Annotated in this window: 12 protein-coding genes; 2 read left to right on the top strand and 10 right to left on the bottom strand. The window is 42.6% G+C overall.

All coding sequences use genetic code 11. From position 1 onward, the window contains the following. Positions 1-352 precede the first annotated feature (352 nt). On the top strand, positions 353-1,543 hold the full coding sequence (gene tyrS, locus ACJ7Z2_RS04585) for a tyrosine--tRNA ligase (protein WP_154703887.1): 1,191 nt from the start codon (positions 353-355) through the stop codon (positions 1,541-1,543). A 78-nt stretch (positions 1,544-1,621) separates the two neighbouring features. Here the strand turns inward: tyrS and ACJ7Z2_RS04580 are convergent, their stop codons facing one another. From ACJ7Z2_RS04580 to rlmKL, 5 genes are all read right to left on the bottom strand, one after another. Further along, complete coding sequence (locus ACJ7Z2_RS04580) at positions 1,622-1,936, bottom strand: DUF2322 family protein (protein ID WP_409500933.1); 315 nt, start codon at positions 1,934-1,936, stop codon at positions 1,622-1,624. A gap of 81 nt (positions 1,937-2,017) precedes the next feature. Beyond that, entirely contained in the window at positions 2,018-3,160 is a 1,143-nt protein-coding gene (gene nagA / locus ACJ7Z2_RS04575) for an N-acetylglucosamine-6-phosphate deacetylase (protein WP_409500932.1), read from the bottom strand. Between the two features lie 77 nt (positions 3,161-3,237). Next, the gene (nagB, locus tag ACJ7Z2_RS04570; RefSeq protein ID WP_409500931.1) at positions 3,238-4,032 is read right to left on the bottom strand and encodes a glucosamine-6-phosphate deaminase; all 795 of its coding nucleotides are present in this window, start codon (positions 4,030-4,032) and stop codon (positions 3,238-3,240) included. Positions 4,033-4,199: 167 nt separating this feature from the next. After that, on the bottom strand, positions 4,200-4,679 hold the full coding sequence (trmL, locus tag ACJ7Z2_RS04565; protein ID WP_006249846.1) for a tRNA (uridine(34)/cytosine(34)/5-carboxymethylaminomethyluridine(34)-2'-O)-methyltransferase TrmL: 480 nt from the start codon (positions 4,677-4,679) through the stop codon (positions 4,200-4,202). A gap of 10 nt (positions 4,680-4,689) precedes the next feature. Further along, positions 4,690-6,849: a bifunctional 23S rRNA (guanine(2069)-N(7))-methyltransferase RlmK/23S rRNA (guanine(2445)-N(2))-methyltransferase RlmL gene (gene rlmKL / locus ACJ7Z2_RS04560; RefSeq protein WP_409500930.1), complete on the bottom strand. Its 2,160-nt coding sequence runs from the start codon at positions 6,847-6,849 to the stop codon at positions 4,690-4,692. Between the two features lie 197 nt (positions 6,850-7,046). On the opposite strand from rlmKL, the gene ACJ7Z2_RS04555 reads away from it, so the two are divergent. Then, positions 7,047-7,676 carry a response regulator gene (locus ACJ7Z2_RS04555; RefSeq protein ID WP_409500929.1) on the top strand — a complete coding sequence of 210 codons (630 nt, stop codon included), beginning with the start codon at positions 7,047-7,049 and terminating at the stop codon, positions 7,674-7,676. 35 nt (positions 7,677-7,711) lie between these two features. Here the strand turns inward: ACJ7Z2_RS04555 and ACJ7Z2_RS04550 are convergent, their stop codons facing one another. From ACJ7Z2_RS04550 to rbsA, 5 genes are all read right to left on the bottom strand, one after another. Further along, positions 7,712-8,722 carry a substrate-binding domain-containing protein gene (locus tag ACJ7Z2_RS04550; RefSeq protein WP_409500928.1) on the bottom strand — a complete coding sequence of 337 codons (1,011 nt, stop codon included), beginning with the start codon at positions 8,720-8,722 and terminating at the stop codon, positions 7,712-7,714. A gap of 13 nt (positions 8,723-8,735) precedes the next feature. Then, positions 8,736-9,665: a ribokinase gene (gene rbsK, locus ACJ7Z2_RS04545; RefSeq protein WP_409500927.1), complete on the bottom strand. Its 930-nt coding sequence runs from the start codon at positions 9,663-9,665 to the stop codon at positions 8,736-8,738. Positions 9,666-9,785: 120 nt separating this feature from the next. Further along, positions 9,786-10,664 carry a ribose ABC transporter substrate-binding protein RbsB gene (rbsB, locus tag ACJ7Z2_RS04540; protein ID WP_409500926.1) on the bottom strand — a complete coding sequence of 293 codons (879 nt, stop codon included), beginning with the start codon at positions 10,662-10,664 and terminating at the stop codon, positions 9,786-9,788. 22 nt (positions 10,665-10,686) lie between these two features. Beyond that, positions 10,687-11,655: a ribose ABC transporter permease gene (gene rbsC / locus ACJ7Z2_RS04535; RefSeq protein ID WP_409500925.1), complete on the bottom strand. Its 969-nt coding sequence runs from the start codon at positions 11,653-11,655 to the stop codon at positions 10,687-10,689. A 9-nt stretch (positions 11,656-11,664) separates the two neighbouring features. Continuing rightward, on the bottom strand, positions 11,665-13,161 hold the full coding sequence (gene rbsA, locus ACJ7Z2_RS04530; protein WP_409501107.1) for a ribose ABC transporter ATP-binding protein RbsA: 1,497 nt from the start codon (positions 13,159-13,161) through the stop codon (positions 11,665-11,667). Positions 13,162-13,169: the final 8 nt, after the last annotated feature.

Genomic DNA, 13,169 nt, shown 5'->3' with positions numbered 1-13,169 from the left:
GCAAAAAACCTCCGAAAAATAACCGCTCTCGGAGGTTTTTTCTAAAAATACCGCTTACTAACACTCTTACAATACGAAAATTCCGCTGTACATTCTTCACTAATTGCCGTACTATCCATCTTGCTTGGTTAATGATAATAATTCTTATTGAAAATTTTTCAAAAAAGTATTGACTTAACAGATGATAATCATTATCATTAAATCACTTCAAAAATAATAGGTAATCACTCCAACTCTTTACGCCGTATTCCCCCACAAAATACGGCGTTTTTTTTCGCCTATAGCCTATCAATTTCAATTCATACCGCTATAATAGATCCATTTTTTATATTCAAGACTAAAAGGAAGATAAATGACTCAAGCTATCGAATCAGTCCTTGCCGAACTTAAACGTGGCGTGGAAAATATTTATTCAGAAGAAGATTTAATCACCAAATTAAAAGAAAACCGCCCATTGCGTATTAAATTAGGGGCAGACCCAACTGCACCGGATATTCACTTAGGTCATACTGTTGTGCTGAACAAACTTCGTCAATTCCAACAATTCGGACACGAAGTCTATTTCTTAATCGGTGATTTCACCGGTATGGTAGGCGATCCATCAGGAAAAAACTCTACCCGTCCGCCACTTAGCCGTGAAGACGTGTTACGCAATGCCGAAACCTATAAAGAGCAGATCTTCAAAATTTTAGATCCACAAAAAACCAAGATCGTATTCAACTCCGAATGGTTAGGCAAGTTAGGTACGGAAGGTATGATCCGCTTAGCCTCCAACTACACCGTCGCTCGAATGTTAGAGCGTGAAGATTTCAAAAACCGCTTCACGAACCAACAACCGATTGCAATCCACGAATTTATTTATCCGCTACTACAAGGTCACGACTCGGTAGAACTGAAAGCTGACGTGGAATTAGGTGGTACAGACCAAACCTTTAACTTATTGGTTGGACGTGAGTTACAAAAATCAGCCGGTCAAAAACCGCAAGTAGCAATGACGCTGCCACTGCTTGTCGGCTTAGACGGCGAGAAAAAAATGTCGAAATCTCTCGGTAACTATATTGGTGTTACTGAAGCTCCGAGCGAAATGTTCGGCAAAATTATGTCGATTTCAGACGATTTAATGTGGGATTGGTACAACCTGCTCTCATTCCGTCCGTTAGATGAAATCGCACAGTTAAAAACTGATGTCGCAAACGGTAAAAACCCGCGTGATGTCAAAATTCTGCTTGCCAAAGAAATTATTGCCCGTTTCCACGATGAAGCGGCAGCAGATGCGGCAGAGCAAGAATTTATCAACCGTTTCCAGAAAGGGGCAATCCCTGATGAAATGCCCGAATTTACCTTTGAAGGTGAAATCGGTTTAGCAGCTCTGCTCAAAGAGGCAGGCTTAGTGCCATCAACCTCAGAGGCAATTCGATCAGCCCAACAAGGCGGGGTTAAAATTGACGGCGAGAAAGTGGAAGACGTGAAACAAACGGCTCAAAAAGGTACTTTTGTTTACCAAGTCGGTAAACGTAAATTTGCACGAATTACCGTGAAATAAGCTTCTTAAACACAAGCGGTCATTATTTGCAAAAATTTTGCAGATAATGACCGCTTGTTATTTTTCACTAGTGCAATCTTATTTAACAATCGGCTCTAAACTTAAAGATAAATCTTGCTCAATTACTCTAAATAATAGATCAATATTCGGGTGCTTACCCACATTATTTTTCGCATCTTCAACGTGTTCAGCAAACCATTCCAACCCTTGTTTTGCTGCACTAGCGGTTAATTTCCCATCAAATTTCGCAAATAGTGCATTGTAAAGTTTTAGTGAACCTAATTTACCTTCAATCGCCGGAATATGTTGAATCACTTCACCGCTATTCACTACATTTAAACCAGCAAGATGCTCGATAGCCGGAAACGTCGCTAGGTAATCTTTAAATTGCATGTTATTCTCCCTATAAATAAAAGGCAGACACAATGCCTGCCTTTGGATTATATGCTGTTATGCTTAGAATTTTTAGCAAAATTAATGCCACTGTAATTGCCCGTTTACAGCAGTCGCTTTTACTTCAAATTGATTATCGAAAATCGCAAGGTTAGCAATTTTGCCGGCTTCAAGTGAGCCGAGTGTTTCCTCTACCCCAATCGCTTTTGCCGGGTAAAGGGTACTCATTCGGATTGCTTCATTCAGGCTAATATCGCAATGTTGCACTACGTTGCGAATGGATTCGATCATCGTGATTGCCGCACCGCCCAATGCTCCGAACTCATCGTAGCATTTGCCATCTTTCACCGTGACTTTTTTACCGACAAAAATAAACGACTCAATATCACTTCCTGCGGCAGCAACAGCATCGCTGACAATCACTAATTTATCGCCTTTCGCTTTTTTGGCAATGCGAATGTTGCCCCATTCCACGTGCAAGCCATCGCAAATAATACCGGTGTAAATATCGCTATCCAACACTGCTCCTACTACACCACCTTCACGCCCGTTGCTAACCGGTGACATCGCGTTGTGTAAATGTGTAGCAAACGCTGCCCCTTCAGCAATTCGCTGTTTGGTTTGGGCAAAAGTCGCATTGGAATGCCCGATAGACACAATAATGCCTGCATCATTAAAGCGTTTGATGTGATCTGCGGTCGGGTTTTCAGCCGCAATCGTGATTTTTGTAATCACATCGCCGTTATCACACAAGAAATCTAACATTTCAGGGCTGATTTCACGGATAAATTCCGGACGGTGTACTCCTTTCTTTGCCACACTTAGATAAGGTCCTTCCAAATGCAAGCCGAGTGCTTGGTTTTTGTGTTTCGACAAATACTCACGCATTACCGCCACCGCTTGTTTCATTCCCTCATCAGGCGAGGTAATAAAAGTCGGTAAATAGCTGGTTGTGCCTGAACGCAGGTTGGTTTCCTGCATAATTTCCAAAGTGCGGGTAGTGATTTCTTCATTAAACATCACCCCACCGCAGCCGTTCAGTTGCAAGTCAATAAAACCGGCTGAAAGATTCGCTCCTTTTAGGTCGATTTTTTGCAGATCCAGCGGTAAATTTTCTTCCAAAAGAATGGTGTCGATTTTATCTTCTTTCACCACTAATGCGTGTTGGTAAAGCACTTGTTCACCGGTGTAAATCACACAGTTTGTTAAGGCATAATGGTTCATTTTCTCTTCCTTTAAATGCTAACAAGCGGTCGTTTTTGTAAAAAATATTACAAAATTAACCGCTTGTAAAATCAGAATTAACGAGCAACGTTTTTCTCTAACTCTTTGAAATACTTAACTGTTTTAACTTTCAGCTCTTGGGTTGCCGGTTCATCACACACCACAATGCCACGGCGGTGTAATTGCAAGCAACTGATTGTCCACAGATGATTTACCGCCCCTTCCACACACGCCTGTAATGCTAGAGCTTTGTTATGACCGGTGACTAAGATCATCACTTCTTCGGCATCAAGCAATGTACCAACCCCAACGGTTAAAGCAAATTTCGGCACTTGGCTTACGTCATTGTCAAAGAAACGTGAGTTTGCAATGCGGGTATCTTCGGTAAGTGTTTTAATGCGAGTGCGGGAAGACAGCGAAGATGCAGGTTCATTGAACGCAATATGCCCGTCCACACCCACACCGCCCATAAACAGGTGGATTTTACCATAAGAACGGATTTTTTCTTCATAACGTTCGCACTCGGCATTCACGTCTTCCGCCATACCATTGAGGATATTGATGTTTTCAAGCGGAATATCTACGTGGTCAAAAAAGTGCTTGAACATAAAACTGTGATAACTTTCAGGATGTTCCTTAGGTAAGCCGACGTATTCGTCCATATTGAAAGTGACCACATTTTTAAAGCTCACTTCACCAGCTTGATATAATTTGATTAATTCTTTATAAGTTTTTTCAGGTGTACCGCCGGTTGGTAAGCCAAGCACAAAAGGTTTTTCTTTGGTTGGTTGGAATGCATTGATACGATCAACAATATAACGAGCAGCCCAAACACTCACATCGTGATCAGTTTCTAACGGAATTAAACGCATAGTCTCTCCTTAAATATCAATTCTGAATAAATCACTTCATTTTTTATTATTTTAATGAAATATAACTTCAATTTCTATTTTTTCTGCCGTTTTTGTGATCCTGATCACAGAAAAATTTAAGCGGTATGATTTTTACAAAAAATAACCAAAATCACACCGCTTGTAAGTTAAATAGATTGTGCCGCTACCGCATTTTGGTAGCCGAATTGTCGCCACGCCTCATACACGACCACCGCCACCGAGTTGGATAAATTCATACTACGGCTGTCCTTGCACATCGGAATACGGATTTTTTGCGACATCGGCATTTCCGCTAGTAATGGCTTTGGAATACCTCTGCTTTCCGGCCCGAACATTAAAAAATCGCCCAGCTCATATTTCACATCACTGTGGTTCTGCTCCCCTCTGGTAGTTAGGGCAAACAGGCGTTTGGGCTTGGCTCGCTCGAGGAAATCTTCAAAATTTTTATATTTTTGAATGTCCACAAATTCGTGGTAATCCAGCCCCGAACGGCGGAGTTTTTTATCGTCCCAACCAAAACCAAACGGTTCAATCATATGCAAACGAAAGCCACAGTTTGCACAAAGGCGAATGATATTACCGCTGTTTTGCGGAATTTCAGGTTCGTATAAAACAATATCTAACATAGTTTGAGCCTTATAAATTCTTCACAATCCAACAATTATGGATTTGCGGATTGCGTTCAAAATCCAACGGTAAGGTTTTATGCGAAATATTTTCCGCCGTTAAGCCTAATGCTGCCAAACCGTCAAAATCCATTTTAAAGCCTCGCTTATTATTCGAGAACACAATAGTGCCGTCAGCAGTTAAAATACGTTTAAGCTGTTTCATTAACTCAATATGGTCTCGTTGCACGTCCCAACTGTTTTCCATTCGCTTTGAGTTAGAGAAAGTCGGCGGATCAACAAAAATCAGCTCAAAACGCTCACGGCATTCTGCCAGCCATTGTAAGCAATCTGCTTGGAACAAACGATTATGGCGAAGTGATAGATTATTCAGCTCTAAATTTTGCTCCGCCCAGTTCAAATAGGTGTTTGACATATCCACGGTGGTGGTCGATTTTGCACCATTGAGAGCGGCGTGAACAGTTGCCGAGCCAGTGTAGGCAAACAAATTCAGGAACGTTTTGCCTTTTGCCATTTCACCAACCATTTTACGGGTTAAACGATGGTCTAAAAACAGCCCTGTATCTAAATAGTCGGTCAAATTCACCCACAGTTTCGCCCCATACTCGTTCACATAAAAATAGTCGCCTTTATTGGCAAGTTTTTCGTACTGGTTCGTGCCTTTTTGTTTTTGGCGAACTTTTAACACCAATTTATTGGTTTCAACCCCTGTCACATAAAGCGTAGCAGAGACTGCATCTAACAAGCGTTGACGGGCTTTTTGCTCATCAATATTTTTCGGTGCTTGGTATTCCTGCACTACAATGTGGTCGCCATATCTGTCTACCGCTAAATTATATTCCGGCAGATCGGCATCGTATAGACGGTAAGCATCAATACCTTGTTGCTTCGCCCATTTTTCGATTTTTTTGATATTTTTGGTTAAGCGATTTGCAAAATCCGGTGCGACTTGGGCGTTCTGTTCAAATTGTAAATTTTCATCTAAATCTGACCGCTTGCTATTTTCACTAATCAGATAATTTTTCTGCACACAATCCAACGGCCCGTTTTTCGCTTTGAATTGGCGGGCTGAACGTAAACGTAGGCAATTTAACAGTTCAGGCTCGCCGCTAAAAATTGAGGCGTTCCAACCGGCAAATTGCTGTTTTAGGCGTTGCCCGAACACCGAATAAAGAGCAATTAACGCCGGTGTCGTACCTAAGCGTTCGCCATAAGGCGGATTACACACCACCGTGCCAATTTGTTCCGGAATCGGATTTTTCAACGCAGCTACATCACCTTGTTGCCATTGAATTAAATGCTCAACCCCTGCGTTTTTGGCGTTTTGTTTCGCTTTGGCTAGCACTCGGTGATCGAGGTCAAAACCGAAAAACATTTTTTGTAGGGGCGAATTGCAATTCTCCCTTACCGCACCCAATTCAACATTTCGGAATGCCTCATCTAACACGGCTTTCCACACTACTTGTTGATGCCCTTTCCACGCATTAAAGCCCCAATGTTTACGGTGAAGTTGAGGGGCAATATTCGCTGCCATTTGTGCTGCTTCAATCAGTAACGTGCCTGAACCACACATCGGATCAACCAATGGCGTGCCGACTTTCCAGCCGGAACGCAAAATAATGGCTGCCGCCAATGTTTCACGCAACGGAGCTTTACCGGTTTCTTCCCGATAGCCCCGAATATGTAAGGCATCTCCACTTAAATCAAGCGAAACCACAACATTTTCACGATCCAAATAAACATGAATGCGAACATCCGGATTGTCTTTATCTACTGTTGGGCGGGCAAAACCTTTGCGTTCAAAGTAATCCACAATGCCGTCTTTCACTCGCATTGCCCCAAATTGGGTGTTGCGGATTTCTCGGTTAGTGCCGCTGAAATCAATGTAAAAGGTATCACGGGGGTCGAATAAATCCGCCCAGTTAAATGACACGATGGAAGCATATAAATCGCTATCACTAAAAATTTTGGTGCTGATGAGCGGCAGTAAGATCCGAGAGGCTAAACGGCTGTGTAATAATGCCTGATAAGCCCCTTTTTGCGTGGTGGTAAAATGCACACCGCCTTGAGCGACTTTGCATTCTGCCGCACAAATCTGCTCCAGTTCGGTTTTTAGCATTTCCTCAAAACCACGGGCTGCCGTGGCAAAATAGGTTGTTTGATTTGTCATTCTTTTCACACTTGAAATAAAAATTGTCTGTAATTATAGCCGAACAAGCGGTCTTTTTCTTGCAAAGTTTTGCAATTTCTTTTTTAGTTAAAAATTAGCTAAGATCAAAAAAGCGGCATTTAGTAAATCCCTAAACTTGCTATTTTGAATTAATAATTGCAAAATTAACCGATTAAGAGAAAGGAAAGGAGAAATAAATGACAGCTCCAACTCAAATTTTACTCATTGACGACCACCCATTAATGCGTCAGGGAATGCGTCAACTATTGGAATTAGATCACCAATTTAGTGTAGTGGGTGAAGCAAGCAACGGCACCGACGGTATCAAACTTGCATTACGACTTGAGCCGGATGTGATTATTCTGGATTTAAATATGAAAGGGCTTTCAGGGCTAGATACTTTACGCTCATTGCGCGCTCAAGGTATAGATGCCAGAATCATTGTTTTAACAGTGTCAGACGAGCAATCCGATGTATTTGCATTAATGGATGCTGGTGTGGACGGCTATTTATTAAAAGATACCGACACCCCGGAACTACTAGATAATATCCGCAAAGCCGCTGCCGGTGAAGTAGTGTTAAGCGAAACCGTTCGCCAGCACTTACTCAACCGCCAACCGGAAAATGATCCTTTAAGTTGCTTAACCGATCGTGAACTCGACGTTTTACAATGGATCGCAACCGGTATGTCAAACAAACAAATTGCAGCCCAGCTCTTTATTTCCGAAGAAACCGTAAAAGTGCATATCCGCAATTTACTGCGTAAATTAAACGTGCATTCCCGAGTTGCCGCCACCGTGCTTTATTTGGAACAGCAAAAAGGCTAATAGAAATCGGATAAAAAACGCTGAATAACTTTACATTATTCGGCGTTTTTGTTTATTGTTTGGATTGAGTGCCTTAAAACTAATTCAGGCTCGAGCATTATGGTTTGAAAATCGGTGGATTTGGCACGGATTCGTTTTAGCAACGTCTCCACTGCAAGCCGTCCGAGTTCTGCTTTAGGTTGGCTAATAGTACTCAGCGGTGGGGAAAGGTATTTTGCCAGTTCGATATCGTCATAGCCGATAATCGAAATATCTTGTGGTATTTGCAAACCTTGTTGCCAAATTGCTTGGTAAGCCCCAAGAGCGATGGTATCGCTACAGGCAAAAACTGCAGTGGGCTTTTCGCTTTGAGCAAGTAGGGCATTCATTCCATTAACCCCGCCGGCAAAATCAAAATGGCTTTCGATCACCCAGTTTGGATTGAGTGGAATATTCGCCTCGGCAAGTGCTTTTTTGTAGCCTTCTAAACGGTTTTTTGCCAACGATTTTTTTAAACTACCGGTAATAATCGCTATTTTAGTATGACCGGCGTCAATTAAGGTTTTTGTGGCAAGATAGCCACCGGATACGGAATTTTCAAAGATCTTATCTGCGTTGAGTTCGGTAAACCACCAGTCTAACACCACCAATGGCAGCGGAATATTCAGGCTCTCATCGGCATTCAATCTGGTATCGCCACACATCAGTAACAACCCATCTACTTTTCGTTGCATCAGCATTTGCAAATGGTGTTGCAAACGTTCGGTGTCACCATTGGTGGTAGCAATAATCAGATTATATTGGTGTTGTTGGCAGTATTGTTCTACCCCTGCCATTACTTCTGCAAAAAACGGGTTGCCGGTTGCCGTTACCAGCATTCCGATGGTTTTGGTTTCATTCACTTTCAGGCTACGAGCCAATGCAGAAGGTGTGTAATTCAGTTCTTTCACCACCCTCTGCACTTTTTCCCGAATTTCCTCACTAACAAATCGGCTATTGTTAATAACGTGAGAGACTGTCGAGGTGGAAACCTGTGCAAGCCGTGCAATATCCTTCATTGTTACCATTTGCAAAATTTTCCTAAAAATTCACCGCTTGTTGGCTTAGAAAATCCAGTGTTTCCTGACGGGTTGGAATAGAAGGTTGAGCCCCTTTGCGAGTCACACTAATCGCTGCCGCTGCGTGAGCAAAACGAATGGCTTGATCCAGCGGTTTATCTTCTAACATTGCAGTCACTAATGCTCCGTTAAAAGTATCCCCTGCGGCAGTGGTATCCACCGCTTGAACACGGAAGCCAGCAACAATTTTGCCTACGCCGTTTTCACTTACAAATACCCCTTTTGAGCCAAGTGTAATCAACACTTTTTCTATGCCCTTTTGGTGAAACACTTGTGCGGCTTGAATCGCACTGGCTTCATCAACAACTTTCACGCCGGTTAAGATTTCCGCTTCCGTTTCATTTGGGGTAATCATATCCAGTAAATTTAACAGTTCATCGGGTAACGCTCGGGCAGGTGCAGGGTTTAATATCACTTTCGTGCCGTTTTGCTGAGCCAATTTTGCTGCTTGCACAATCGCCAGCAACGGTGTTTCTAGCTGCATTAGCAAATAATCCGCCTGTGTGATTTCGGCTACACCCTCTGCCACAACCGTTTCATCTAAATGCCCATTCGCTCCAGCTGAAATCACAATACTGTTCTCGCCAGATTCCGCCACTTGAATCATTGCAATGCCGGTCATTTCATTCGGGATTGATTTAATCGGGTGCGTGTCAATGCCATCTTGTTCGAAGGCTGATTTCATTGCTTTGCCGATGTCATCACTGCCAATACAACCGATGAAAGAAACCTTAGCGCCCAAACGTGCTGCCGCCACTGCCTGATTTGCCCCCTTACCGCCATAGGCAATGTGGTAGCTATGCCCGGTAAGCGTTTCTCCCGGTTTGGCAAAATAGGGAACAGAAATCACGTGATCTGCATTAATGCTGCCGAGAACGGTGAGTTTTTTCATATTAAGCCCTCAAATTACCTAGTACAACAAAACTAGGATTCTGATAGCGCTCGTCTCTGACGAGTGCTATTTTATTAATTTAAAGCGTTCGTCAGAGACGAACGCTATCTTCAAGTGTAATTATTTTGAAATAACCTTTAAATCAACCGGAATTTTTGCTTCCACTTTTTCGCCTTTTAGCACCTTATCGGCGGTTTCCACACCTAATGAGCCAATCAGTTCAGGTTGTTGTGCAATCGTTGCGGCAAGTTTACCGCCTTCAACGGCTTTTACACCATCATCTGTGCCGTCAAAGCCCACAATTACAACCTCTTTCTTCGCTGAACTCACTGCACGCAAAGCTCCTAATGCCATTTCATCATTTTGTGCGAAAATCGCTTGTACATCTCCTTTGCTTGAGAGTAAGTTTTCGGTCACATTTAAGCCTTTAGTACGGTCAAAATCAGCAGGTTGGCTGGCTAAGACATTGAATTTATGTGCTTCAATCGCTTGTTTGAAACCTTCACCACGTTCACGAGCAGCTGAAGTGCCGGCAATGCCTTCTAATTGAATCACTTTCGCTCCTGCGCCTAATTTCTGAGCAATGAAATCTCCCGCCATTTTACCGCCAGCAACGTTATCAGAAGCAATATGGCTAACCACCTCGCCTTTTGCTGCACCACGGTCAAGGGTAATGACCGGAATTTTGTTGCGATTTGCAATAGCCACTGCATTTCCGACCGCTTCTGAATCGGTTGGGTTAATCAATAACACTTTTGCCCCACGAACGGTTAAGTCTTCCACATTGGAAAGCTCTTTAGCCGGGTCATTTTGGGAATCAAGCACCACTAATTTGTAGCCTAATTCATCTGCTTTTTTCTGTGCACCGTCTTTAAGGCTCACAAAAAATGGGTTATCTAAAGTCGAGACCGCAAGAGCGATAGTCTCTTTTGCCGAAGCAGTAGCTGCAACCGATAAACTTAACATAACCGCTGATGCAATCGTAGTTAATTTTTTCATAGAAATCTCCTTTGAAGATAGATTAAACTTTTTTAGTGCCTAGATAATTATCAGCTAATACCGCTGCTAAAATAACCAACGCTTTAGCAATCATCTGATAATATGAAGAAATATCCAATAAATTAAGGGCATTGTTTAAGAAACCGATAATTAATGCCCCAACAAGCGTTCCCATTACACGCCCTTTACCGCCCATTAGGCTGGTTCCGCCAACAACTACCGCTGCAATCGCATCTAACTCATAGGAAACACCAGCCGTTGGCTGAGCAGAAGAGAGACGTGAAGTCACAATTAAGCCGGCAAGAGCAGATAAAAAACCACTCACGGCAAATACGAAGATCTTAATTTTATTCACATTGATGCCTGAAAGCTGGGTTGCCGACTCGTTGCCGCCTAAGGCGTAAATGTAACGCCCAATCGGGGTATGTTTTAAAATATACCAAGCCACAGCAAACACTACCGCCATAATCCAAATCGGCACAGGAATACCAAACAAATAGCCTGTACCAATAAATGCAAAGGCATCTGCTTGATCAGAAAAGCCGGTGCTAATCGGTCTGCCATCGGTATAAACCATCGTAATCCCACGCAATAAGGTCATCGTGACCAAAGTCGCAATAAATGCCTGCACTTTACCTTTAGCAACAATCGCCCCACTAATACCACCAAATGCCGTCCCTAATAATAAAACCAGCGGAATCACCAACAAAATAGGCAATTCAGAGCCGACTAACGTAGCCGCAACCGCACCGGTTAAGGCTAGAACCGAACCGACCGATAAATCAATGCCTGCAATTAAAATCACAAAGGTCATTCCGACCGCAATAATCGCATTCACCGAGGTTTGGCGTAGAATATTTAAAATATTATCCACGCTGAAAAAATCAGGGTTAATCATTGAAACAATGACAATTAAAATAAATAACGCTACAAAAGAACGTTGCTCGATTAAAAATCTGCCAAGTTGAAACTGCTTTGTTTGAGTCGTCATAAACACACCTTAATTTAATCCTGTACTTTTGCCGATAGCTGCTGCCAGTAGCTTTTCTTGTGTCGCCTCTGTTCGTGAAAATTCAGCACTGATTTGCCCTTCGTGCATCACTAAAATGCGGTCGCTCATTCCCAACACTTCCGGCATATCGGACGAAACCATCAAAATACTAAGCCCATCTTTTTTAAATTCATTAATTAATTGATAGATCTCTTTTTTCGCCCCTACATCCACACCCCGTGTCGGCTCGTCTAAAATCAGCATATTCGGGCGGGTCATCAACCCTTTGGCAATCGCCACTTTTTGCTGATTACCACCGGAAAGCAGCTCAATTTGTTGCTCCCGACTTGGGGTCTTGATGTTAAACATCTCAATAAAATCATCGACCGCCAATTTTTCCGCATCGTGGCGAATACTGCCGGCTTTGGAGAAATGATCGAGAGAGGTCAAAGACATATTTTCTTTTACCGACATTCCCAAAATCAGCCCATCGCCTTTGCGATCTTCTGAAATATACACAATGCCGTTATTTAACCCATCTTGCGGACAATGGTTGGAAATCACTTTTCCATTTAGCTCAATCGAGCCGGCTGTTTTTGGCAATGCACCATAAAGCACCTTCATTAATTCAGTACGCCCTGCCCCCATTAAGCCGGAAATACCCACGATTTCACCTTTGTGTAATTGGAATGACACATTATTCACCCCACTTCCACTTAAATTCTTCACTTCAAGTAATAACTCGCCACGCTCTTGGTGTAAATGCGGATATTGCTCTTCCAAACGGCGACCAACCATCATTTCAATTAACTGATCTTCATCAATATCGGCAATCACTCGCTCGCCGATAAATTGCCCATCTCTTAGCACCGTCACGTCATCACAAATTTCAAAAATCTCTTTTAAACGATGGGAAATATAAACAATGCCTCGATTTTCCGCTTTTAACTCTCGAATAACTTTAAACAACGATGCTGTTTCTGTATCGGTTAAAGCATCGGTCGGCTCATCCATAATAATCACTTTAGATTCAAAACTCAGGGCTTTCGCAATTTCCACCATTTGCTGCTCGCCAATGGATAACTCCGCACAAAGCTGATGGCTACTGTGTTTTACCCCAAGTCGGGCAAGCAGTTTATCTGCCTCAGCGTACATTTTTTTCCAATCAATAGCCCCCCAAGCGGTTTTGAACTCACGGCCCAAAAAAATATTTTCAGCAATGGTTAAATTACCGACTAAATTCAGCTCTTGGTGAATAATGCTAATACCGGCTTCTTGTGAATCTTTCGGGCCTTTAAAAGTCACTTCTTTGCTTAAATAAGTAATAGAGCCGGCATCTTTGCTATAAATCCCCGTCAATACTTTCATCAAGGTGGATTTACCTGCCCCATTTTCGCCCATTAATGCCATTACTCGCCCACCATAAACAGACAAGCACGCATTGCTCAAGGCTTTCACACCGGGAAAGGCTTTATCTATCCCGCTCATTTTTAATAAGGTTTCCATCATTCCAC

The organism is Mannheimia glucosida, from assembly GCF_046267875.1.
Lineage (GTDB): Bacteria > Pseudomonadota > Gammaproteobacteria > Enterobacterales > Pasteurellaceae > Mannheimia > Mannheimia glucosida.
Note: the sequence above shows the minus strand (reverse complement) of the source record. Positions and strands in the feature narration are given on the sequence as shown.

Coding starts and splice junctions, on each gene's coding strand:
- ACJ7Z2_RS04550 (WP_409500928.1), bottom strand. CDS start 8,722: ATGGTAACAATGAAGGATATTGCACGGCTTGCACAGGTTTCCACCTCG.
- ACJ7Z2_RS04580 (WP_409500933.1), bottom strand. CDS start 1,936: ATGCAATTTAAAGATTACCTAGCGACGTTTCCGGCTATCGAGCATCTT.
- nagB (WP_409500931.1), bottom strand. CDS start 4,032: ATGCGTTTAATTCCGTTAGAAACTGATCACGATGTGAGTGTTTGGGCT.
- rbsC (WP_409500925.1), bottom strand. CDS start 11,655: ATGACGACTCAAACAAAGCAGTTTCAACTTGGCAGATTTTTAATCGAG.
- trmL (WP_006249846.1), bottom strand. CDS start 4,679: ATGTTAGATATTGTTTTATACGAACCTGAAATTCCGCAAAACAGCGGT.
- rbsB (WP_409500926.1), bottom strand. CDS start 10,664: ATGAAAAAATTAACTACGATTGCATCAGCGGTTATGTTAAGTTTATCG.
- rbsA (WP_409501107.1), bottom strand. CDS start 13,161: ATGGAAACCTTATTAAAAATGAGCGGGATAGATAAAGCCTTTCCCGGT.
- tyrS (WP_154703887.1), top strand. CDS start 353: ATGACTCAAGCTATCGAATCAGTCCTTGCCGAACTTAAACGTGGCGTG.
- nagA (WP_409500932.1), bottom strand. CDS start 3,160: ATGAACCATTATGCCTTAACAAACTGTGTGATTTACACCGGTGAACAA.
- rbsK (WP_409500927.1), bottom strand. CDS start 9,665: ATGAAAAAACTCACCGTTCTCGGCAGCATTAATGCAGATCACGTGATT.
- ACJ7Z2_RS04555 (WP_409500929.1), top strand. CDS start 7,047: ATGACAGCTCCAACTCAAATTTTACTCATTGACGACCACCCATTAATG.
- rlmKL (WP_409500930.1), bottom strand. CDS start 6,849: ATGACAAATCAAACAACCTATTTTGCCACGGCAGCCCGTGGTTTTGAG.